Annotated in this window: 21 protein-coding genes; 9 read left to right on the top strand and 12 right to left on the bottom strand. The window is 32.7% G+C overall.

Annotated features, from left to right (window positions below):
• The first annotated feature begins 135 nt into the window (after window positions 1-135).
• Window positions 136-1,032: an AraC family transcriptional regulator gene (locus BM246_RS03515; RefSeq protein WP_074935831.1), complete on the top strand. Its 897-nt coding sequence runs from the start codon at window positions 136-138 to the stop codon at window positions 1,030-1,032.
• A 166-nt stretch (window positions 1,033-1,198) separates the two neighbouring features.
• Here BM246_RS03515 and BM246_RS03510 read toward each other — a convergent pair whose 3' ends face one another.
• The 4 genes from BM246_RS03510 to BM246_RS03495 form a co-directional block, all read right to left on the bottom strand.
• Entirely contained in the window at window positions 1,199-1,600 is a 402-nt protein-coding gene (locus BM246_RS03510) for a group III truncated hemoglobin (RefSeq protein WP_074935830.1), read from the bottom strand.
• A 1-nt stretch (window position 1,601) separates the two neighbouring features.
• Window positions 1,602-3,833: a nitric-oxide reductase large subunit gene (locus BM246_RS03505; RefSeq protein WP_074935829.1), complete on the bottom strand. Its 2,232-nt coding sequence runs from the start codon at window positions 3,831-3,833 to the stop codon at window positions 1,602-1,604.
• Window positions 3,834-3,865: 32 nt separating this feature from the next.
• Window positions 3,866-4,207 (bottom strand): cupin domain-containing protein, encoded by a 342-nt coding sequence (locus BM246_RS03500; protein ID WP_042495247.1) that lies wholly within the window; start codon window positions 4,205-4,207, stop codon window positions 3,866-3,868.
• Between the two features lie 269 nt (window positions 4,208-4,476).
• On the bottom strand, window positions 4,477-5,418 hold the full coding sequence (locus tag BM246_RS03495; protein WP_074935828.1) for a YHYH protein: 942 nt from the start codon (window positions 5,416-5,418) through the stop codon (window positions 4,477-4,479).
• 163 nt (window positions 5,419-5,581) lie between these two features.
• Here BM246_RS03495 and BM246_RS03490 point away from each other — a divergent pair, with 163 nt between their 5' ends.
• Both BM246_RS03490 and BM246_RS03485 read left to right on the top strand, forming a co-directional pair.
• Window positions 5,582-7,960 carry a TonB-dependent receptor gene (locus BM246_RS03490; RefSeq protein WP_042495250.1) on the top strand — a complete coding sequence of 793 codons (2,379 nt, stop codon included), beginning with the start codon at window positions 5,582-5,584 and terminating at the stop codon, window positions 7,958-7,960.
• Between the two features lie 10 nt (window positions 7,961-7,970).
• Window positions 7,971-8,735, top strand: coding sequence for a M15 family metallopeptidase (locus tag BM246_RS03485; protein WP_074935827.1), 765 nt, complete (start codon window positions 7,971-7,973; stop codon window positions 8,733-8,735).
• A gap of 1 nt (window position 8,736) precedes the next feature.
• Here the strand turns inward: BM246_RS03485 and BM246_RS03480 are convergent, their stop codons facing one another.
• The 6 genes from BM246_RS03480 to BM246_RS03455 all read right to left on the bottom strand — a co-directional run bounded on the left by BM246_RS03480 (window position 8,737) and on the right by BM246_RS03455 (window position 15,185).
• Window positions 8,737-9,783 carry a glycosyltransferase family 9 protein gene (locus BM246_RS03480; protein WP_074935826.1) on the bottom strand — a complete coding sequence of 349 codons (1,047 nt, stop codon included), beginning with the start codon at window positions 9,781-9,783 and terminating at the stop codon, window positions 8,737-8,739.
• Between the two features lie 66 nt (window positions 9,784-9,849).
• Window positions 9,850-10,695 carry a DMT family transporter gene (locus BM246_RS03475; RefSeq protein ID WP_262481198.1) on the bottom strand — a complete coding sequence of 282 codons (846 nt, stop codon included), beginning with the start codon at window positions 10,693-10,695 and terminating at the stop codon, window positions 9,850-9,852.
• Entirely contained in the window at window positions 10,685-11,599 is a 915-nt protein-coding gene (locus BM246_RS03470; protein WP_042503560.1) for an EamA family transporter, read from the bottom strand. The genes BM246_RS03475 and BM246_RS03470 overlap by 11 nt, the downstream gene beginning before the upstream one ends.
• A 115-nt stretch (window positions 11,600-11,714) precedes the next feature.
• Entirely contained in the window at window positions 11,715-12,167 is a 453-nt protein-coding gene (locus BM246_RS03465; RefSeq protein WP_074935825.1) for a cold-shock protein, read from the bottom strand.
• A gap of 260 nt (window positions 12,168-12,427) precedes the next feature.
• On the bottom strand, window positions 12,428-13,534 hold the full coding sequence (locus tag BM246_RS03460; protein WP_083415705.1) for an MBL fold metallo-hydrolase: 1,107 nt from the start codon (window positions 13,532-13,534) through the stop codon (window positions 12,428-12,430).
• Window positions 13,535-13,628: 94 nt separating this feature from the next.
• The gene (locus BM246_RS03455; RefSeq protein WP_074935823.1) at window positions 13,629-15,185 is read right to left on the bottom strand and encodes a DEAD/DEAH box helicase; all 1,557 of its coding nucleotides are present in this window, start codon (window positions 15,183-15,185) and stop codon (window positions 13,629-13,631) included.
• Between the two features lie 152 nt (window positions 15,186-15,337).
• Between BM246_RS03455 and mgrA the strand changes: the two genes are divergently transcribed.
• The 3 genes from mgrA to BM246_RS03440 all read left to right on the top strand — a co-directional run bounded on the left by mgrA (window position 15,338) and on the right by BM246_RS03440 (window position 17,577).
• Window positions 15,338-16,351, top strand: a complete 1,014-nt coding sequence (mgrA, locus tag BM246_RS03450) for an L-glyceraldehyde 3-phosphate reductase (protein ID WP_042495261.1) — start codon at window positions 15,338-15,340, stop codon at window positions 16,349-16,351.
• Window positions 16,352-16,379: 28 nt separating this feature from the next.
• The gene (locus BM246_RS03445; RefSeq protein WP_042503555.1) at window positions 16,380-16,739 is read left to right on the top strand and encodes a hypothetical protein; all 360 of its coding nucleotides are present in this window, start codon (window positions 16,380-16,382) and stop codon (window positions 16,737-16,739) included.
• 82 nt (window positions 16,740-16,821) lie between these two features.
• Window positions 16,822-17,577 (top strand): hypothetical protein, encoded by a 756-nt coding sequence (locus BM246_RS03440; protein WP_139221844.1) that lies wholly within the window; start codon window positions 16,822-16,824, stop codon window positions 17,575-17,577.
• Window positions 17,578-17,588: 11 nt separating this feature from the next.
• Here BM246_RS03440 and BM246_RS03435 read toward each other — a convergent pair whose 3' ends face one another.
• Complete coding sequence (locus tag BM246_RS03435; protein WP_042495267.1) at window positions 17,589-18,266, bottom strand: hypothetical protein; 678 nt, start codon at window positions 18,264-18,266, stop codon at window positions 17,589-17,591.
• Window positions 18,267-18,728: 462 nt separating this feature from the next.
• On the opposite strand from BM246_RS03435, the gene BM246_RS03430 reads away from it, so the two are divergent.
• Window positions 18,729-19,283 (top strand): ExbD/TolR family protein, encoded by a 555-nt coding sequence (locus tag BM246_RS03430; RefSeq protein WP_074935820.1) that lies wholly within the window; start codon window positions 18,729-18,731, stop codon window positions 19,281-19,283.
• A 64-nt stretch (window positions 19,284-19,347) separates the two neighbouring features.
• Here BM246_RS03430 and BM246_RS03425 read toward each other — a convergent pair whose 3' ends face one another.
• The gene (locus tag BM246_RS03425; RefSeq protein ID WP_074935819.1) at window positions 19,348-21,339 is read right to left on the bottom strand and encodes an alpha-ketoacid dehydrogenase subunit alpha/beta; all 1,992 of its coding nucleotides are present in this window, start codon (window positions 21,337-21,339) and stop codon (window positions 19,348-19,350) included.
• Window positions 21,340-21,472: 133 nt separating this feature from the next.
• Between BM246_RS03425 and BM246_RS03420 the strand changes: the two genes are divergently transcribed.
• Window positions 21,473-22,423, top strand: coding sequence for an isopenicillin N synthase family dioxygenase (locus tag BM246_RS03420; RefSeq protein WP_074935818.1), 951 nt, complete (start codon window positions 21,473-21,475; stop codon window positions 22,421-22,423).
• Window positions 22,424-22,492: 69 nt separating this feature from the next.
• Window positions 22,493-22,822, top strand: a complete 330-nt coding sequence (locus BM246_RS03415; RefSeq protein WP_074935817.1) for a translation initiation factor — start codon at window positions 22,493-22,495, stop codon at window positions 22,820-22,822.
• Window position 22,823 lies beyond the last annotated feature (1 nt).

Genomic DNA, 22,823 nt, shown 5'->3' with positions numbered 1-22,823 from the left:
TTTCAGTGAGACGTCGGCTGGAAATGTATATCAAAAGGATAATATGGTATAAATAAAGGTTTGAAGTATGAAAATATACATTCGTAGTTCTTTTTTAGCTAAATTTGAATAGAATTCTCAATAAATCATACTGAAATGGAAGTAGTTGAAGCTTATAAACCTTTTGAAATACAAGAAATAGAATTAACAGAATGGAAACAGCGCCCTGTAAAAAACAGCTTTTTCGAATTGGTTTTGATAAAGGAAGGTCAAGGCACACAATGTATTAACTACAACGAGCATCAGTATAATAAAGGGAGTATCTTTTTATTACCACCTTTAAAATGTCACTCTTTTTCTATTGAACAACCTACAAAGTTTGTGTTTTTGAAATTCACAGATTCATTCTTTAAAAACATAAATCGCATTACTATTGATAGAAATGAATGGTTTAAAGAAGCCTCGTATATACTATCAAACTACAATCAATTACCCGGTGATATTATAAAAAATGAGGTCGACAGAAATCATCTAGAAAGCTTAATCAGTATGATTTTACAAGAATCTAGAAATTATGGAGAATCGTCTATAAATCTTGTAACCAGCTTAATGACTAGTGTTTTAGAGTTACTAATACGAAATATTAAAAAGAGTAGTTATTTTGAATTGCCTAAAAATAATTCGGATGATAGAATTACTAAAATGCTAACCTATATTAACGAAAATCTTGACAAAACAGAATTACTGAAAGTTGAAAACTTATCTGATGTGTTTATGATGTCTCCAACATATGTTAGTGAATTTTTCAAAAAACAAGTAAACATGCCATTGCGAGAATATATAATCAAAGCAAAGCTAAAACAAGTAGAAATACGTTTACTCAACTCAGATTTTACATTAACTCAAATTGCAGACGAATTAGGCTTTACAGATGTGAGTCATCTTTCTAAAACCTTTAAACGTTATGCAGGCACTTCTATTCGTGAGTTTAAAAATAATGGTGAATATATGCTACTTAAGCGAGGTGCTTGCGCTTCTAGTATTAGAGCTTAGTTATTTCTTGTAAATAAAAAAACAGATTCTAAAACTCAAAACTTTCACCGTATTAAACCACAAATCCATTTAATTAGATTTTAGTTTTTTATAAGTTAAGCATTGAATTCAAGAACCCGTTTTTACTAGGAACATTAATTAAATAATCAGTTTATGTGTTCATTTTTTAAAATTTACAATGTTCTGGTCTATTTTTATAAACATAAGCAAATTGCCCAATAGCCATTCGTTCCGAAGCTTCTTTTGCTCGTTTTGCTAATGCACCAATAAACAAACGATCAATCGTTGTAGTCCAAAGTTGTAACCATCGATTAAAATGATTTTGATTCATACCATGGTTTAAGTATTTATCAACTTCAATATGTGCTTTGCTTGGGTTACCTTTAAAACAGACTTCCCCGAACAAATTAGTAACCCAAAAATTGGTAAGTTTTTCAATATGTGTCGGCCATTGCTCATCAGTTAAATGATGATTAAAAATGGGGCCTAACATATTATCCTTTCTAATTATGGTATAAAACTCGGATACTAGTTTATTTACGTCTCCTCTGTTTTCTATGTTCTTCATTCTATTTTAAAGTATTAGTTTTTCTTTTTAAGCAGTAAATAGTTTCTCCTATGGTAAACCAACAGAAATAAAATATCCCCACAGAGAAAATCACATCACCAATCATACGCATCCATTTTAAAGTTTGTACCGTTGGAGAGTATAATAAATCGGCACTACGAGCAAACGAATATCCTTTTGTTATCGAGGTATATGCTTGTATAACTCCAACAGGTAACATACTAAAAACAACCATAGCAACTAAACCAATATTTAGCAACCAAAAGGCACGTTTTAGTTTTTTAGAATTCCAAACACGATCGGAATAAAAACGTAAACAAATAATAATGAATCCCATACCTAGTAGCCCGTAAACTCCAAATAATGCGGTGTGTGCGTGTACTGCTGTAGTATTTAAACCTTGAATATAATACAAGGCAATTGGAGGATTTATTAAGAAACCAAATACACCTGCACCTACCATATTCCAAAAAGAAACAGCGATGAAAAAGAATATAGGCCATTTGTATTTTTGCATCCATTTATGCTCTTTTAAAATATTCCAGTTTTCGCGAATTTCAAAGCCCATTAATGTTAACGGCACTACTTCTAAAGCACTAAACGTGGCTCCTAAAGCAATAGCTTGTACAGGTGTTCCCGAATAATATAAGTGGTGAAGTGTTCCAATAATTCCACCTGCCAAAAATATTGTTGCCGATGCAATAGAAGCTCGTCCAGCTGTTTTCGCTGAAAGAATCTTCATTCTTAAGAAAATAAAAGCAATAATTACGGTTGCAAAAACTTCAAAGAATCCTTCTACCCAAAGGTGAACCAACCACCATCTCCAATAGTTAATTACTGGTAAACTACTGTTTTCACCATACATTAATCCTGAAAAGAAAAACATACCAATGGCAATTACAGAAATCAATAGTATGATTAATAAATGTTTAGAATCGTCGTTTTTCTTAATAGCAAAAACCACGTGTCTGCCCACCATAATTACCCATAATACAAGACCAATTGCTAAAAATATTTGCCAGAAACGACCGAGGTCCATGTACTCGTAACCTTGATGACCAAAGAAGAAATTGGTTGTTAAATCTAAAAATTGGTGCACACCTAACCACTCACCTATTAATGAGCCTAAAACAATAACGAGTAAAGCTCCAAAAAGGAAGTTTATTCCAAATACTTGAAATTTCATTTCTTTACCGCTAATCATTGGTGCCAAGAATAAACCTGTAGCTAACCATGTGGCAGCAATCCAAAATACAGCTAATTGTGTATGCCAAGTTCTGGTAATAGAATATGGTAAAATACTAGATAAATCCATACCAAAAAAGGCCTGACCTTCTACAGTGTAATGCACAGTTAATGTACCTAAAATAACTTGTAAGGCAATCAATAATGAAATCACAATGAAGTATTTTAAAACCGATTTTTGAGATTTTACAAGAACAAGTGTATCTAAAGGATCTTGTTTTGGGTGAACAATAGCATCACCTTTTTCATGTTTTCTAAGGTAGTAATATGTTAAAACCCCTATAAAAAGAAGTAAAAGCACTACTGAAAATCCAGACCAAATTTGAGAATCGGCAGTAATAGTATTCCCAATTAATGGCTCGTGTGGCCAGTTGGATGTATAGGTGTAATCTTTTTCAGGACGATTTGTACTTGCTGCCCAAGAGGTCCAAAATAAAAATGCATTTAATTGTCCTAACTTTTCAACGTCTACCAAAGCACCTTCTGGAATAGCATATTTTTCGTGTCCGTTCGAAAAAATATCAGCATAATGTTTTGCGTTTTCTACAATAGCGCTGTACCGATCTTTTGTAATCGTAACACTTTTATTTGATGGGTTATACGTGTTTGTTTTAATAGTTTTAATTAAACGCGCTTTCAGGGCTGCTTTTGGCTCAACTCCTAAACTTTCATAACTTGTATTAAAGTCTCTTTGCGCCCAAGTTTCTAGTAAAAAAACGGCTTCTTTATGGATCCAATCGGCACTCCAATCGGGAGCAACATAACTACCGTGTCCCCAAATAGAACCGACTTCCATACCTCCAATAGACTCCCAAACGTTTTGTCCTGTTTGTATATCTTCTATAGTAAATACAGTTTCGCCGGTTTCTTGTATGATAACGGTTTTAGGGATTGGCGGTTGTTTTTGATAAACTTCTGTCCCTACCCAAATTAATGCGATAAAGGATAGTATTACGACGCTGGAAAATGCGATCCAAACTTTTTTCATTATGATTGATTTTTATTAGTTTCTAGAAATAATTATAGTTTTGCGACGTCTTCAACACGTTCTACGGTATCTGCAATAGAAATGGAAAGTCTAACAATAGAATCTTGCAATCCATTTAAATCGTGCGGCACATTAGCGTCTAAGGCTATGAGCGCTCCTTTTTTCAATATCTTTTGTTCTCCGTTTACTCCAAATTCTATTTCACCCTCAAAAATTTCAACTATTATTGGGTATGGCGCTTTATGCTCCTTCATTAGTTGTCCTTTTTTTAAAACAATTCTAAGTTCTTTTGTGGTATCTGTTTTTAATAATAAGCTTATACTTGGTTTATCTTCGGTATAAATAAGTGCTTCTGTAAGTGATGCTGTTTTCATAATTATTTCATTTAAAGTGTTAGTAATGTACTGTTGTATTTTTTAATCTTTTTCTCTATAATGGATTAAAAGACCTTTTTATCTTTTATTTAATCCCAATTATAGATAATTGTATGAATACTTTACTTCGCAAAGATAGTTTATTTTAATAAAAGACAAAATTATCCGCTATTAAAATATTAGTTATTTCTTCTCTTATAAAATCTAAACAAAAAAAGGAACCATTTCATATTGAAATAATTCCTACTCTCTTAAAATATAATATTTTTTTATCGTCTTTGATTTTGCCCTTGCCCTCTTGGTGGTCTTTGTCCTCTACCACCCTGTCCTGGAGGAGGCCCAGCAGGATGTCTTTCTTCCTCAAATTCTCCCATTAAGCAACGACCTACATATGGATATGAATCTGTAACCATATATACATAACCTCCATTAACATAAACACCGTTACACTCATCTAAATCCCCTAAACCTTTAACATATTCCCAATCTGAAACGAACGTACCATCAAACTCATCATTTTCTAACTCTACATCCATACTTGTTTTAGGATTAGAATACGTACAATCTGTAGCAGAATAAATTCCGTCTATTATTTGAAAACTAGGTTTAAACGCTCCACTTTTTGAATAATAAATAGGAAAACCATCCTTGGCAAAACCAAGATGCACCAAATCTTCTCCAGAATCAAAAGCTTCTACTAGCGCTTCCGAAATACCGTGATAGTGATATTCTCCTGTAGGTTGAACGTGTGCGTTATTAAAATCTAAACCTAAATTAATTAAATCTTGTACAGCTTCAACTCTAAAATTCTCTCCACTATCGCAAATTACCATTTCTGCCGTTTCTGGTTCAAACTTTACACCATTTAGAGCCACACCTGGTTCTCTCACCCATTTCGCTACACCTGTAAAGGTTGGTTTCAAAGGAATTTTATAAGATTTTTTTTGTGCAGAAATGGTGTTAGGGTTTCCCTGTCTAGGGTACTCTCCTGTCGCGTGGTTTGGCAACGCATTGGTTGTCATTACCCGGTAATCGTCCTCTATAGACATTGTGGTTTTCGTGCCATATGTACTGTTGTCAATGTTATAATTTCCAAAATAATTATTAGAGATTTCAGTTTCATTTTGTTCTGTAGTTGTATTGCTTTTTTGGGCGTGACAACCATAAAACAAAGTAATTACACCTATTAATAAAGTAGTTTTATAATTCATTTTTACACTGTTTTTTTATTTAGATAAGAAAAAACTTAAATACTTGCGCCAATGAGTCTTTTTTTTCTAAATATTTTAAAATTCCTCAGAAAAAAGCTTCAAAATTAACATAAAAAGAAAGCGATGCATTTTATATTTGTAAGATAGCCAAATAACTCATTTAATGATATTAAACCGTTTAAAACACATACTTTATTTCTTCCTTTTTATAGGAAGTATTTTGGGTAACGCTCAAAATAAAACTATAGAAATTAAAGGAAAAGTTATAGAAACAGAAAGTAAGCAAACTATAGAATACGCTACCATATCGATATTAGATAGTGAAACTAAGAAACCTCTAACCGGAACAATAACTAACGAAAAAGGTATATTTTCCATAGATGTGAAAGCTAATAATTTTTACATTGAAGTGAGCTTTTTAGGCTTTACAACCAAAACGTTTAAAACTTTTAATATAGTAAATAACATTATTGATCTAAAAACCATTAGCCTCTCGGAAGATTTAGAATCTTTGGGTGAAGTTTTGGTAAGAGCAGAAAAATCGCAAACCGAGTTTAAATTAGATAAACGTGTGTTTAACGTCGGTTCCGATTTAAGTGCTACAGGAGCCGGTGCACTAGAAGTTTTAAATAATGTGCCTTCTGTAAATGTGAGCATTGAAGGCGAGGTTAGCTTACGCGGAAATTCGGGTGTACAAATTCTAATTAATGGGAAGCCCTCTGTACTAGCTAGTGCCGACGGTAATGCGCTTGGCACTATTACTGCCGATATGATTGAAAAAATAGAAGTTATTACTAATCCATCAGCTAAATATGATGCCGCAGGTACTTCTGGTATTATAAATATTGTGATTAAAAAATCTGAAAAGAAAGGCTTAAATGGTTCAGCGTCATTAAATGTTGGAGTGCCAAATAGTAACAGTTTCGGGTTGAGCTTAAACCGTAGAACCGAAAAGTTTAATCTATTTAGTCAGTTAGGTTTTGGCTTGCGTACTTACCCTGGAGAAACTGAAAGCATTAACCGCGACTTGGTAAACAATACAGAAATAAACAGTATTGGAGATAGTGAGTTTGACGAAAAATTCAGTAATATTTTAATAGGTACCGATTATCATATTAACGACAGAAACGTGATTACCCTTTCAGGATCTTACGCTTACGAGGTTGAAGATCAAAGTTCTCAACAACACTATACTGGTTTAGATGCTTCCAATAGTGTTACCGATGCTTGGCTTCGTGATGAAAAAACTGAGGCTACCAATCCAAAATTGCGTTATGAATTGCAATATAAAAAGGATTTTAAACGTCACGAAAATCAAAGTTTACTTTTTAGCGCTTTGGGAAGTTCTTTTAGAAAAGATCAATCGTCTAATTTTAATAATACAACTAGCATTGGTGATTTGCCCGATGAACTTCAAAATACAAGAACCGATTACAAGTTGGAAGACTATACTTTTAAATTAGATTATGTGCATCCTTTTTTGGAGCATTACACTATAGAAACAGGTTCTCAATATGTTATTAATCAAGTCTCAAACGATTTTGCTGTTAGCGATTTTGAAGAAGGTGTTTGGGTCGATAACACCGATTTAACAAATATTTTTAATTTTGACCAAAATGTACTTGGTGTTTATACTACCGCTGCTTATGAAGGTGAAAAATGGGGTATTAAAATGGGTATTCGTTTAGAAGACACACAAATTGAAACCCTATTGGAAACCACCGATGAGAAGGACTCCAAGAATTATACAGACCTCTTCCCTAGCGCGCATACGTCTTATACTGTTAGTGATAATTTTTCTTTACAAGCGGGTTATTCACGACGTATTAATCGGCCAAATTTACGATCATTAAATCCGTTTTCTAATATTAGAAATAACTTCAATATTTCTACTGGAAATCCAGATTTACAACCGGAATATACAAATTCTTATGAGTTAACCAGTATTCATAAAATAGGAAAAGCCTCTTTAAACTTCAGTTTATACAACCGTTATACCACCGATGTTATTGAAAACATTACCGAATATGAAGATGACGTAAGTATTTCACGTCCTGAAAATATTGGAACAAGTAACACTACTGGTTTTGAATTTAACGGAAAATACAATCCTATAAACTGGTTTTCATTAAGTGGCGAATTCAATATAAATTTCTTTGACAGACAAGGTGTTTTCGAATCTGAGTCTTTCGATTTTAAAGGTAACCGATGGACGACGAGTTTAACCACAAAATTTAAACTACCTCTAGATTTCGATTTAGAAATGTCTGGCGATTACCAATCTAAATTTAAAAGTTTACAAGGTGAAACCTATGATAATCTTTATGCCGATCTAGGTCTTCGAAAGAAGATTTTAAAGGGAAAAGTAATATTAAATATGAGCGTTCGAGATGTTTTTGCTTCACGTGTAAATCAATCGGAAACTTCACAAGCAGAGTTTTATTTATACAACAGCCGAAAACGCGGTCGTTTTATTACTTTTGGTGTAAGCTACGGTTTTGGAAAAGGTGAAGCCATGGAGTTTTCTGGGCGTAGACATTAAATTATTTTATATGAAGAACCTTGTATTGTTTACCTTTATAATGATATTGTGCATACTTCACTCTTGTAAAGATGAAAAACAACCTGTTTTAGTTGATAAGCAAATAGTAAAAACTATAGTTAAGGAAATTCCGAAGAAAAAAATAGACAGCATGATTACCAAAGATTTTGTTCTCGGAAAATTCAATTACACCAAGCATGACGCTTTTGAAAAAGTAAGCGCTTCCCATTCCTCTAAAACAATTTACTTGAATAAAAATTGTTATGAAGGCTTTAAGGCCATGTACAAACAAGCTAAGGCAGATGGTATTAATTTAAAAATTATTTCAGGAACGCGAAACTTTTACGAACAAAAAAGTATTTGGGAGCGTAAATGGAAAAAATACGAAAGCTTAGATCCAAATGCACGTGCTTTGAAAATTTTGGAATATAGCTCCATGCCAACATCTTCACGCCATCATTGGGGAACAGACATGGATTTGAATAACCTAAACAATAGTTATTTTGAAAAAGGTGAAGGTTTAAAAATTTACAATTGGCTATTAAAGCATGCCAAAGCGTATGGTTTTAAGCAGGTTTACACCGAAAAAACACATGGACGAACCGGCTATAATAAGGAAAAATGGCATTGGTCTTACATGCCGTTAGCTGAAACTTATTTAGAGTTTTATAATGCTAATATTAGTTACGCCGATATTATTGACTTCAAAGGATTTGAACAAGCCCAAGAACTAGATGTTATAAAATATTACGTTAATGGAATTTCTAAAGATTAATTTATCTTAAAATACCATCTATTGATTTAATCCAATCGTTAATGTCGGTATGGTTTGTATTAATAGCCACACTTCCATTTCCGTAAGGTGCATAGATATTTTCATTAGTTACAGAAAAGAAGCCGACACAAGGCGTTAAAGCCGCACTAGCCAAGTGCATCACACCATTATCTGCTGCAATAAAAACACTTGTATTACTCATAATACCGGCCATTTCACGAATATCTTGACTATAAAAATTTAAAGATTTAAAATTGATCTTTGAAATATTCTCAATAGGCAGCATTTCAATGATATTAAAATCTGGATATTCAGTTTTTAAACGTTCATAAAAAGTTTCCCACCACGTTTCAGAATAACATTTATCTCCCGTAGCATTGGTATAAATACAAATGGTTTTCTTGTCATTCTTAATAATATCATCTAAAATAGTTTTTCCTTTTGCTATTTCAGCATCTGTTAATTTAATATCTAAAACAGGAATTGAACTATCATTTCTAGCGAAACCTAAACGGTGTAAATTATACCTTAAATTATAAATAGGGTATTTAGAAATATGTAAATGATCGCTATATGTGTTCTGTATACTTTCGTTTACATCACCGAATACTTTAATTTTTGCCTTAGCTAAATTCGTTAATAAACGCCCAGAAGATGAGTTTTTATCACCATTAATAACCAAATCATAAGCATTAGATTTAATAGAAGCCCAACTTTTAGCGTATTTAAAAAGGTTGCTAAATGGTTTTCTTGGTAATTGAATAATTTTAGAAACCTGCTTATAATTTTCGAAAACAGGATAGGCGACACCTCCTTTTACAAATAAATCTATTTCGCAGTTTGGGAAGGTATTTAAAACCTCTTGTACCAATGGCGTTAATAGTAACTGATTACCTAAACGGTGATTAGGACGAATAATTAAAACGCGTTTAATATCTTCTATATTAAGTGACCCCTTTTGAGGTTCAGTATAAGAACTGCCAACATTTTTGGTAATGTTACGCATTACTCTTCTTCTTACTTTGTTTACACGTGTTTTAAAAGTCATCTATTAAAATATCTAAAAATAAGATTGTAAAATTACAAATAAGCGCAAAGCTTGGCAAAAAAACAATTAGGCCTTGTTTTTCTCTTTATATCTAATGTTTAAAATAAGCCCGCCAACAATTAAAGCAATACCAAGTAAGCTCCAAAAAGTGTAAACCTCTCCGAAAATAAAAGTCCCGAAAAGTAAGGTAAAAACAACTTCAATATATTTTAAAGGCGCTACTTGGCTTGTAGAAGCCATTTGAAAAGCCTTCGTCATGTAAACCTGTCCGAAATAACCAAAAACACCAAGTATTCCAAGTAAAAGCCACTCTTTACCTATTGGCATAACCCAATTGTTTATAGAGCCAAACAAACCAACTAAGGTTGAAATAATCATGAAATAATTAACCACGACTACTGGATGTTCACTTTTACCAATCTTACTCAATATAATATAAACAAAACCACTAAAAATAGCCGAAATAAAGATTAACAAAAGCCCGTAACCACTGACTTCTTTATCGAAGCCCTTTAATACCAAAACACCAGCAAATGCTAATGCAAAAAAGAACCATTGGATTAATTTAATTTTTTCCTTGAGTAAAAACACAGCAAAAATAGCAGCAAAAATAGGTGCTAAATACCTTAAAGATACAGCGCTACCTATAGGTAAATATTTAGTAGCCATAAAAAATAAACTCATTGATGTTACGCCTACTACCCCTCGTAAAATCAATAATTTTTTATTATTACCTGCCAATGAAATTTTGTTTTTTAATAAGAATCCAAATGTAAAAAACAGTGAACCTACAGAACGAAACAGAACAATTTGAAAGGCACTAAAATTACTTAAATATTTAACCGTTGTATTCATGCAAGCAAAGGCTAGCGTACTAATAAGCATGAATTGTATAGCTTTTTTAACGTCCAAGAGATCGGGGTTTAAATTTACGTTTCGAATTTATAAAATAGACACCAGTTAATAGTATAGCGGCAGCAACAATAGATTGTGTGGTTAAATTTTCATCTAAAATAAACCAACCCAAAAACAAGGCTATAACTGGATTTACATAAGTTGACGTTGACACCTTTTCTGGTGAAACTTCTTTTAGTAAATAATTAAACGCTGTAAAAGCGATAATACTACCAAAAATAACAAGCATGAGCATAGACCAAAGCACTGGCGTACTCCAAGTTGTTGGCGATGTCCACTCTTCTCCAAAACAAACACTTGCTATGGCTAGAATTACACCACCAGAAAGCATTTGATAGCCTGTGTTCACAAAAAAGTTTTTTGGTAAATTGGCGTTCCCAACAAATATAGAGGCATAAGCCCAACTAATCATACAGATAAAAATCATGATCATTCCTAATATTTGTCCGTCTTTGTTAATGATTTGCTTCTGACTTACCAATAGAAATATCCCTAAAAAGCCTAAGGCGACACCAATGTAAGACATTGTTGATATTTTTTTACCTTGTAAAATTCTCATTAAAAGAAGCACAACAAGTGGTTGCGCCGAAATTTCTAGGGCAGCAAACCCACTATCCACATACCGAAGCGCCCAAACAACAACACCGTTTCCAAAAGCTAGAAACAAAAAACCAGCAATAATGGCATTGATTAATTGTCTTCTTGTTATGGAAAGATCAAATTTTAAAATTTTAGCAATTATAAAAATAAGAATACTAGCTGTTATAAAACGCATAGAGCCTAACATGAAAGGCGGCAATTCTGTTACCGCTATTTTGTTAAGTAAATAAGTAGAACCCCAAATTACGTAAATAGCAAAAAATGCCAAAACAATGGAAATCGTTTTACGAGAAACAGCCATTAAAAACCTTTTTAAAAATAAATAATCCTCACAGTAAAACTGTTGAGGATTATTTTAAAATTTACTTTAAATAAAACGCAATAAGCTCCTTACAAAGAGCTGTTTAACGAGTGTATTATATTTTCTTTACTCTAACGGCATTCATACCTTTTTGACCACGTTCAAGATCGTAAGTTACTTTGTCGTTTTCTTCAATATCGTCTAATAAACCGCTAACATGAACAAAATATTTCTCTTGATTCACGCTATCGATAATAAAACCAAAACCTTTAGAATGATCAAAAAATGATACTTTTCCTTCTTTAATTACTGGTTCTTCTTCAATACGGTCTTCCTTTTTAGGGATTCCCAATTCGATACTTTCGGCTTCAACCTTTTCACGCATTGCCGGATCTGGCGGCGTATCGGTTAAATTTCCGTTAAAATCTACATAAGCAAACTGGATGCCTTGTGGGTTTTCTTTAGCTTCTGCCCTACGAGCGTCCTTCTTTTTTTGCTTTTCCTCTCTTTTCTTTAAGCGTTTTTTTTCTTTTTCAATTTTGTTAAATGTGACTTGCGATTTTGCCATAGTTTAAAATATCCTACTTTTTTTTGTATATTAATATAGGGTAAAGATACGGCTTATTTTTATGATGCGATAATATTCAGAGGATTAAAAATCTATTCAAATAAAAATAGTTAGAATCAAGCAAACCTTATTCTTTCTATACTTTTAGATATTATCAGCTAATGGATTCTTATTGTTTTACTCTTTCAACAGGTTTAAACAGACATTATAGAGCTAAAAAGCATTCAGATAAGCTTGAAATTCTAAAATAAATGAAACTTCTACTTCCCTCTTCCAAACTCGTTCTCCGTAATAAAACCATCTTTATTTGCATCTCTTTTGTCAAAATTTTCTTTTAGTTTTCCTTTTGATTCAGTTATAGCTATTTTACCATCTTTATTTGTATCTAAACGCTTCAGCATTTTTCCGAAATTAGGTGCTTGACTGTTTTTTGCCTTTTTTGTAATTTGTGTTGGTGTGTTAGTATTGTTTTCAGCTTTTGGAAACGTCATTAAATCTTCAGCATAAAAAATAGATCCGCTATAGTTTTCTTTTAGAGCTTTACTTGTGGCCACTTCATCTACATTATTGAAATTTAAATGCGTTAATACTAAGTTTTTAACCTGAGCTTCATTTGCCATACGAGAGCTTTCATCTAAATTTACATGGGCGTGTTCTTTATTTCCTCTGTTTTTGCTTTTACCTGTTCTGTTATTAGCTTTTCCTTCTTCAATAGCGCCTCCAGAATCTATAATTAAATAGTCGGCTTGTTTTGCTAATGTTGGTAAACTTTCAGAATAAGATAAATCTCCTGAGATAACAATAGATTTTCCACCAGCATCAAAACGATAAGCCATGGTTGCAATGGTGTGGTTTACTGGTGTACAAGAGATTTCAATATCGCCAATAGTAAAACTTTGATTACCTTCTAATTCGTTTACAGTAAAATTATTGGCAACATCACTAAAAGTACGTTGTTTTTTAGATAACCGATAAGCAATATCTTCTTCGTAATTACTTAAAACACTGTTTACCAAATCGGTTGTTGGCCTAGGTCCGACGACTTTAAATTGACCAGCGGCAAGTAAGGTTTTAATAAAAATAGGCGTGAACTCTTCGTTATGATCTAAGTGATGATGTGTAAACAGAAGCGCATCTAAATCTTTACTTTTTACCTGTAATTTATCTAAATTACCTTGAGTACCATTTCCCATATCCACTAAAATATTCGTGTTTTTATAAGACATTAAAACAGAAGGTCCTGCCCGCTCCGTATTATATTTAGGTGAACCCGAACCAATAATGGTGGCTTTTAACTCATTTTGAGATTGAGAAAAAAGTTGAAAACTTAAACAGAAAATTAAAATAGGGATATATTTAGTCATCATTAGATATTTTCTAATAAGACATTTAAATCCTAAAAAGGTTTAAAAGTTTCAGAAAACAAATAATGGTTTGAAAAAACTATTAAAGTTTAAATGATTATTCCTCTATTGGTGGATGTCCGTGAATTTCCTCAAAAACTTCATCAAAATTAGAACGTAAATAAGCATTTAGCTTTTTACGATAATCCCCTTTTAGCCACTCTACAAAGTTAAATGTACTTTTACTAATACACTTGGTATAGCGCTGTATGCGAAAGTCGATATCGTCTCCAAGCATTTTGGCTAAGCCTAATGCATCGTAAACATCTTCACTGTTCTCGATACAAATTTTTGCATGATGCTCGATAGAACGCTCTAAAACAACTTTAGAAGATTCTCCATTTCTAATAGAACTTACATACGTTTTCTGAATATCGAAATACACATCTTTAGAGTTTGCAAACTCGGCGCGCAAGGCATCCGGCATTTCATATCTAAAATTACTCTCTAATTCATCATCACTTAAAATAGCATCTAAATAGTAGTTTGGTGAACGGAAAATACGTTGCCAATCTAAATCTTCTCCCCAAGCACCAAAACGGTGGAAGTTGTTTCCTAAATCGATTACAGAAAACGATTTTTTATCTTTCAAAATACGAGAACCACGACCAATCATCTGGTAGTAAAGTGTTAACGATTTTGTTGCACGATTTAAAATAATACTTTCTACAGTAGGCTCATCAAAACCAGTGGTTAAAATACTAACCGATGTTAAAATAGCACCAGGCGTTTTCTTAAACCATTTTAGTATCATGGCACGCTCCTTTTTCGTGTTTGTATTATCTAGGTGAGCTACTGGGTAACCGGCACGTCTAAACGAATCGTAAACATGTAATGAGGTATTAATACCATTGTTAAAAATAAGCGTTTTCTTGCCTTTACAACGTTCTTCGTAAGCTTGTACAAGCTTAGAAAGCATATCGCTGGCTGTATATAAATCTTCAGAAGATTTTACGGTATAATCACCATTGGCACCAACAACTAAAGAGGTTAAACCAACATTATACGAAAACATTTCGGCACGCGCCAAAAACCCGTTTTCAATAAGCGATTCTATACTTTCTCCAACAATTAACTCATCATAATTATCGGTCATTGGTAATTCCATACTCGAACTTAAAGGTGTTGCTGTAACTCCTAAAATAAACGATTGGCTAAAGAATTTAAACAACTTAGTAAACGAGTTGTAGTGTGCCTCATCAATAATAACTAAACCAATATCAGAGATATCAAGTTTATCATCATTTAAACGATTATTTAAGGTTTCAACCATAGCTACAAAACAACTATAATCGGCTTGATCGCTTAAATCGGCTTTACTATCAACCACTTTGTTGTTTACACCAAACTCTGTAAGTACGTTTGATGTTTGACGGCACAATTCAATTCTGTGCGTCATTACTAACACTTTCTTTTTGTGAGTTTTCAAAAATTGACGAACAATCTCTGAAAATATAACTGTTTTCCCTCCTCCTGTTGGAAGTTGATATAGTAAATGATAATCGGCTGGAGACTCTTCAAAACTTGTGAAAATTTTGTCAATAGCACCTTTTTGGTAGCTATATAAATCTTTCCCTGCTTTTCTTTCTTCTAATTCGGTTTTGGAAACGGACATGAAATATTCTTTAAAGTGGCTGCAAAAATAACACCTTTAAAGGGTTTTTATGGTATGTTCTTGATGAAAATTTTAAATGAAGTTTGATTTCACTGCTTTCTACTAAATATAAAAAGTAATTTATACATTTACAGTATCAAAAAAATAAGAATATGCAAATTAACGATAAGTCTGGAGTTCAAAGCTATTTAGCAAACCCAAAACGATATGATACCATGACCTACAAAAGGTCTGGAAAAAGCGGAGTATTGCTGCCTGCCATCTCTTTAGGTTTATGGCATAACTTTGGTTTTGTTGATAATATACAAAATGCCAGAGAAGTGTTAAGATGTGCTTTCGATTTAGGAATTACGCATTTTGATTTAGCCAATAATTACGGCCCTCCTTACGGTTCTGCCGAAGAAAACTTTGGTACCATATTTAAAAATGATTTTAAAAATTATAGAGATGAAATGTTCATCGCAACCAAAGCAGGTTACGATATGTGGCCTGGGCCTTATGGCAATTTAGGTTCTAGAAAATATTTAATTTCGAGCTTAGACCAAAGTTTAAAACGTATGAATTTGGATTATGTAGATATATTTTATCATCACCGTCCAGATCCTGATACACCTTTAGAGGAAACTATGGGAGCGCTTGCTGATATTGTTCGACAAGGGAAAGCTTTATATGTTGGTATTTCTAATTATCAGCCAGCAGAAACACAACGTGCAGCCGAATTATTACGCGAATATAATGTGCCTTTTATATTGCACCAAGCAAGATATTCTATGTTAGATCGCTGGGTTGAAGATGGCCTTTTGGATACCTTAGAAGATAACGGTGTTGGCTGTATTACCTTTTCACCACTAGCCCAAGGTATGCTTACCGATAAATATCTAAATGGTATTCCTAAAGACTCGAGAGCGGCAAAAGATTTAACGTATTTAAATACTGAAACTGTAAACGAAAATATTGAAAAGATTAAAAAACTTGCTGAAATTTCCGAATCTCGCGGACAAAAACTATCGCAAATGGCTATTGCTTGGATTTTAAGGCAAAAGCAAGTGGCATCGGTATTAATTGGTGCGAGTTCTGCAAATCAATTAAAAGAAAATGTAAAGGCTTTAGATAATTTAGAATTTACAGAGGAAGAATTAAAACGTATTGAAGAGGTGCTTTCTTAAAAAGGCGAAGTGTTTTAATACTGAAAATATGATTAAGCCAATAAGAATAATCGAATCAGATATTGAAGTTGAACTTTATACTGGCACTTTTGATGTTTATGTGCTCGGTGGTTGGGATGTTCTTGTTGACGATTTTACTTTTTCTCTTACAAATACTTTAACGGGAAGAGTAATTAACCCAAAAGTTACACAATGGCGTGTACAATCTTATCAAGATGGGGAAAGAGCAAAAAAAATCATGACTCTTGATGTTCTAGAAAAAGGGAAATATTTAATTGATTTTAAGAATCAAGATAGCTTAAAAGTTTGGAAATCAGGCTTCCCTTTTATAAGTAGGTTGCTAACATTGCCAATTGAAAAACAATGGGTTCAAATTTGTATAGTTTAAAGAAGAATGGTTGATTCTAGAAAGTAAATTATAGAGACTAAAAACATAAATCCAACAGAATAAAAATGCGTTGATTATCAAAATGAAAAAACTACTACCAATCATTATAATGCTTTTATTTTTTAATATTTCTTTTGCTCAAAAAAGCGAAAAGGAATTATTAAGCAAGTACAATTCTTATATTGAGAGCAACGTAGAAAAGGAGAAATGGAAAACGAAATACTACCTTTCTAATGGACTAATTACTATACAAGAAAATTATTATAGAAGTGAATTAAGAAGCCGAATAGAATTTGAATATGACGAATTTGGAAATATTGAGCGAAAAATTAACAATTATAATATTAATAAAGAAAATGAAAATAATGTTTCAAATATAAAATTGGTATATAAAGACTCTTTGCTAATAAGAAGAGAGTATAGTTTTGGAAAGACTGAAAAATATTCCGATTTCAATGAATTCGGAAAACCAAAACTGATTGAAACAGAGGAATTAGTTTTGCTTAAACCCTTCACTAGAGAACTACTTGTGTATGATACTGTAGGAAACATTATCAAATCTACTACTTCCAGTGATTATCAAAATAGTGATATTTCTCCTAAGCCTGAGAATGAAAAATCTATAACTAATTACAAATACGACGAGCATAATAACGTAATTGAAATTCATAGAGCATTTGAACCAAAACAAGAGTTTCCCATTCAAATTACTGGCGGACCACTTTTATATGAATATGAGTATTTTAGATATGAATACAACAAAAAAGGTCTTTGGACTAAAAAGTATAAAACAGTAAATGGAGAGGAATACTTGGTTACTAAAAGAAGATATAATTAAAAGATCCTCGTCTAATCTTTAACCACAACCACAGTAACTCTCACTCCTGCTTCTAACGCCCAAACTTTGCTCGCTATAACAGCACCAGTTTCGTCAACTATACGGTACTCAGCAGTATTTGGTCCAGAAGAACCTGTGTTTATAGCAAAGAATTCAATTTTATTAGATCCTTCTTCCAACTTCAAAGTAAAACCACTAAAACTCCTACCTAAATACACGTTAGACCTCAGTACATCACCATTAACATAAACACGCAATAAATCGCCATCAATAGCACTATGATCTCTATACTTAATCTGTACCGATAAAGATTTTGTATGGTAGTCGCCCCAAAAAGCATCTTCTTTTAAACCACTATTTTCACCATAACCATCTGGCAATACAGATTTGGCTTGTCGGTCTAAGTTTTTAGTATATAGTTCGCCTGGATTTCCAAATTCTTCCTCCGGAAACATAGATAATTGTCTTTTAGGTATACTTAAATCTACTGAAACTCTTGGTGCATTCAAACCATTTAAAGGGTCTGCTTTGGCTTCAATAGGTGTAGATGGTTTTGGTATTTCGGCTTTTAAAGAATCTTTTTTGCTTTCAATAACAGGAAATGGCGTAGACTTATTTCTACTATCTATTTGAGCAAAACTAGAGATAGTAAAAACTAAAAATATAAAAAATGAAAAATGAAACTTCATTGGTTTGTCGGCGTCTTTTAATTATAATAGGAAACAAAATTGCTATAATTATGCTTCAAAGATAATTGTTATCATTTAAATCACAATTATACGTGTTTCTATTTAGGAAAAAATTAATACAATAACCATTCCTAAAATATCTCAACGTTTATAATTGCATGATTATTAGCGACAAAATATTAAATTTTAATTAAAATACACTTTGCAATTAAGGTGAAATTATATTTATCATTCAAAAACCACAGCCAAATTTATATTACTTATGTCATTTAGAGTAGCAACCTTACAAACCTTATGTTTAGATTAAAAATAAATATTAAAGACTAATTTAAAGCTCCTTACGATTTATACAACAAAGCTCGCTTAAACATCAAAATCCAACTTTTTCAATTATTCTTCTCACTTTTATGGTATTGTTTTTGTGTGTCTTGATTTCATATTAACATTTAAATTTTAACATTTATGAGACATTCAAAAGAAGCACCAGAAGTTAATGCAGGCTCCATGGCCGACATTGCATTTTTGCTACTAATTTTCTTTTTAGTAACCGCAACTATTTCCTCCGATGCAGGAATCAATCGGGTTTTGCCAGCCGAATGCCCAACGGGAGATTGTGAAAGCTTAAAACATGAGCGCAACATTTTACGCATTGTTATTAATAATAATGATGAAATTATGGTTGAAAATGAAAAGGTTAATCTATCCGATTTAAAAGAGGCTACAAAAGCCTTTTTAGATAATAACGGTGACGGTACTTGTTTGTATTGCAATGGGAATAAGTTCCCCAATGCATCGGACAATCCAGAAGATGCTGTGGTTTCACTTCAAAACGGACAACAAACTACTTACAAGCAATTTGTGGCGGTTCAAAATGAATTATCTAAAGCTTATTTTGAATTAAGAAGCAATTACGCTGCTAATGTTTTACAGAAATCGGTTGATAATTTGAGTAAAGAAGATTTACAGAAGGTTAAAAAAGCTTACCCGTTTATCCTATCAGAAGCCGAAACGAAGTAAAAATTATTACTAGTTTGAATATTGAGTTCTTTTGCGGCAACAGAATAACTCAATATTCTTTATATTAATACTTTAAAATTGCTATCAACTCGGCTTCAAATCTATTTTTTGGTAAATACTGATTTTCTAAAGTTTTTAAAAACGGAATTGGCGTATCTAAACTCGCTACACGCTTTACAGGCGCATCTAAATACTCGAAACACTGCTCCATAATTTGTGCTGAAATATCACTAGCAATACCTCCAAACAACGAATCTTCCTGTAAAATAATAGCTTTCCCTGTCTTTTTAACTGAATTAAATATAGCCTCTAAATCTAAAGGCTGTAATGTTCTTAAATCAATAACATCGGCGGAAATTTGAGGATTCTTTTTCAAAGTTTCTAAAGCCCAATGCACGGCTGCTCCATAACTAATAACAGTAATTTCTTTTCCTGTTTTTATTAAAGACGCTTTCCCTATTCGAAGTGTATAATAATCTACTGGAACTTCTTGACTAATATTTCGATACAATCCTTTATGTTCAAAAAATAGCACCGGATTTGGATCGTTTATGGATGAAGCTAATAATCCTTTGGCATCATATGGAAATGCAGGGTAAACCACTTTTAAACCCGGCGTTTTAGTAAACCAAGCCTCATTGGTTTGCGAATGAAATGGGCCTGCTCCAACATCGCCACCACATGGCATTCTAATCACTATATCTGCATTTTGTCCCCATCTGTAATACGATTTTGCCAATAAATTAACAACAGGATTAAAACCAGAACTCACAAAATCGGCAAATTGCATTTCTACAATACTTTTAATTCCCGCAATAGATAAACCGTAAGCGGTTTCAATTATAGCTGATTCGCAAATGGGTGTATTCCGTATTCTATCTTTTCCAAAGGCTCCAATAAAACCTTCGGTAATTTTAAACGCACCACCGTATTCTGCAATATCTTGCCCCATGATAACTAAACTGTTATCACGTTGCATACTTTGTTTTAAACCTTCGGAAACCGCATCAATAAAACGTATTTCTTTAAATCCAGAACAACTACTAACTATTTTATTTTCAAAAGAATGAAATACATCGTTTAACTCATTAGCTTCATTTGGTATTATTTCATCTTCACTATATGCTATATCTAAATGTTTATTAATTTCATTTAAAATATCTGCTTTTAACCGTTTATTTTCTTCTTCATTTAAAATATTGCTATCTCTCAAAAATAACTCGAAATTAGTTATTGGATCTTTTTTAGACCACATATCTAACACATCATTTGGAACATATTTTGTACCACTCGCCTCTTCATGACCTCGAATTCTAAAGGTTTTAAATTCGATTAAAACAGGTCTTGGGTTTTGACGAACACTCTCTGCTATTGTGTTCATTTTAGAATAAACTTCAATAATATTATTACCATCAATAATATGCGATTCCATACCATACCCAAGTCCGCGATCGGCAATATTTTCGCAATTATACTGTTGGTTTGTTGGTGTAGATAATCCGTAACCATTATTTTCAACACAAAATAAAACGGGTAATTCCCAAACCGAAGCGACGTTTAAAGCCTCATGAAAATCGCCTTCACTCGTTCCGCCTTCTCCTGTAAAAACAGCTGTAACTTCATTTTTATTTTTTAACTTAGATGCTAAAGCAATCCCGTCGGCAACACCTAATTGTGGGCCTAAATGCGAAATCATGCCTATAATTTTATAGTCTTGCGTACCAAAATGAAACGAGCGATCTCGTCCTTTTGTAAAACCAGAAGCTTTACCTTGCCATTGCGCAAACAATTGGCTTAGCGGGATTTCCCTTGTTGTAAAAACTCCCAAATTGCGGTGCATTGGCAGAATATATTCGTTAGAATTTAAAGCCATAGTTACCCCAACAGAAATCGCTTCTTGGCCAATTCCTGAAAACCATTTACTGATTTTCCCTTGTCTTAACAGTACAAGCATCTTCTCTTCTACTAGCCTCGGTTTTAGCATATTCTTGTAAAGTGCTAATAGAATTACGTTATCTAAATTATGGTTTTGATAATTAAATTGGCCTGAAGTCATAATATAATCAGTTTATTGTAGTAAATATAACGTATTTATCAATAATTATCAGAAATATGAATATGAAATAGAGATTACTAAACTCCCCAATGTTTTTGTACATTTGTATTACATTGATTAAAATTATTTTATAATGAATATTATACCTAGCGTTAATTTAAAAGATTTTATTTCTGGCGATATCGACAAAAAACAACAATTTGTAGATGCCATTGGTAAAGCATATGAAGAAATTGGATTTGTTGCTTTAAAAGGGCATTTTCTAGATGATACTTTAGTTGAAAATTTATACCAAGAAGTAAAAAACTTTTTTGAGTTAGATACTGAAACTAAACGTAAATATGAAATTCCAGGAATTGGAGGACAACGTGGTTACATCTCTTTCGGAAAAGAAAGTGCAAAAGGTAAAAAAGAAGGCGATTTAAAAGAATTTTGGCATTTTGGACAGTATGTTGATGATAATGACGGACTGAAAGCGGAATACCCAGAAAATGTAATAGTTGAAGAGCTTCCAGAGTTTAATAAAATAGGAAAGGAAACTTACCAAATGCTCGAAAAAACAGCTAAGTACGTTTTACGCGCTTTGGCTTTACACCTTAATTTAGAAGAAACATATTTCGATAATTACATACATAACGGGAACTCTATCTTGCGCCCAATTCACTATCCACCAATTACAGAAGAACCTAAAGAAGCTGTTCGAGCTGCTGCTCATGGTGACATTAATTTAATTACCCTTTTAATGGGTGCTCAAGGTCGTGGTTTGCAAGTACAAAACCATAAAGGTGAATGGATTGATGCTATTGCTGAAGATGATGAGTTAATGATTAATGTTGGAGATATGCTCTCTAGACACACTAATAATAAATTAAAATCGACTATACACCGTGTTGTAAACCCACCTAAAGAACTTTGGGGAACATCTCGTTATTCTATTCCCTTTTTTATGCACCCAGTTAGTGCCATGAAATTAGATGTTTTAGAAGGTTGTATTGACGAAAATAACCCGAAACAATTTGATGATATTACAGCCGGAGAGTTTCTAAACGAACGCTTAATTGAATTAGGATTAAAGAAAAAGTAAATACCTAAGTTGTAGTTTTTAGTTGAAAAATCAATGACTACGACTCATACTTCCACCCAAAAATAAATTATGGATTTACAAGACCAATTAAAAAACCTGTTTCCAGAACATATTGAAGAAGAAACTCCCGAAAGTGAGCAGAACACATCTTATATATGGATGCAAGACGAACCCATACTTTGTAAATATGAAAAGCGTAAAGGAAAGCCTATTACTATTTTAGATGGCTATACTGGCGCTACCGAAGATTTTAAAATTTTAGCAAAAGAAATTAAAACGAAACTAAGTGTTGGTGGTAGTTTTAAGGACGATAAAATTATTATCCAAGGCGATTACAGAGATAAAATTATGGGCATGTTAAAAGAAAAAGGGTTTAACGTAAAACGCGTTGGAGGTTAAT

It is taken from the genome of Algibacter lectus, from assembly GCF_900112395.1.
Taxonomy (GTDB): Bacteria; Bacteroidota; Bacteroidia; order Flavobacteriales; family Flavobacteriaceae; genus Algibacter; species Algibacter lectus.
This window is presented reverse-complemented; position numbering and strand designations above follow the sequence as displayed.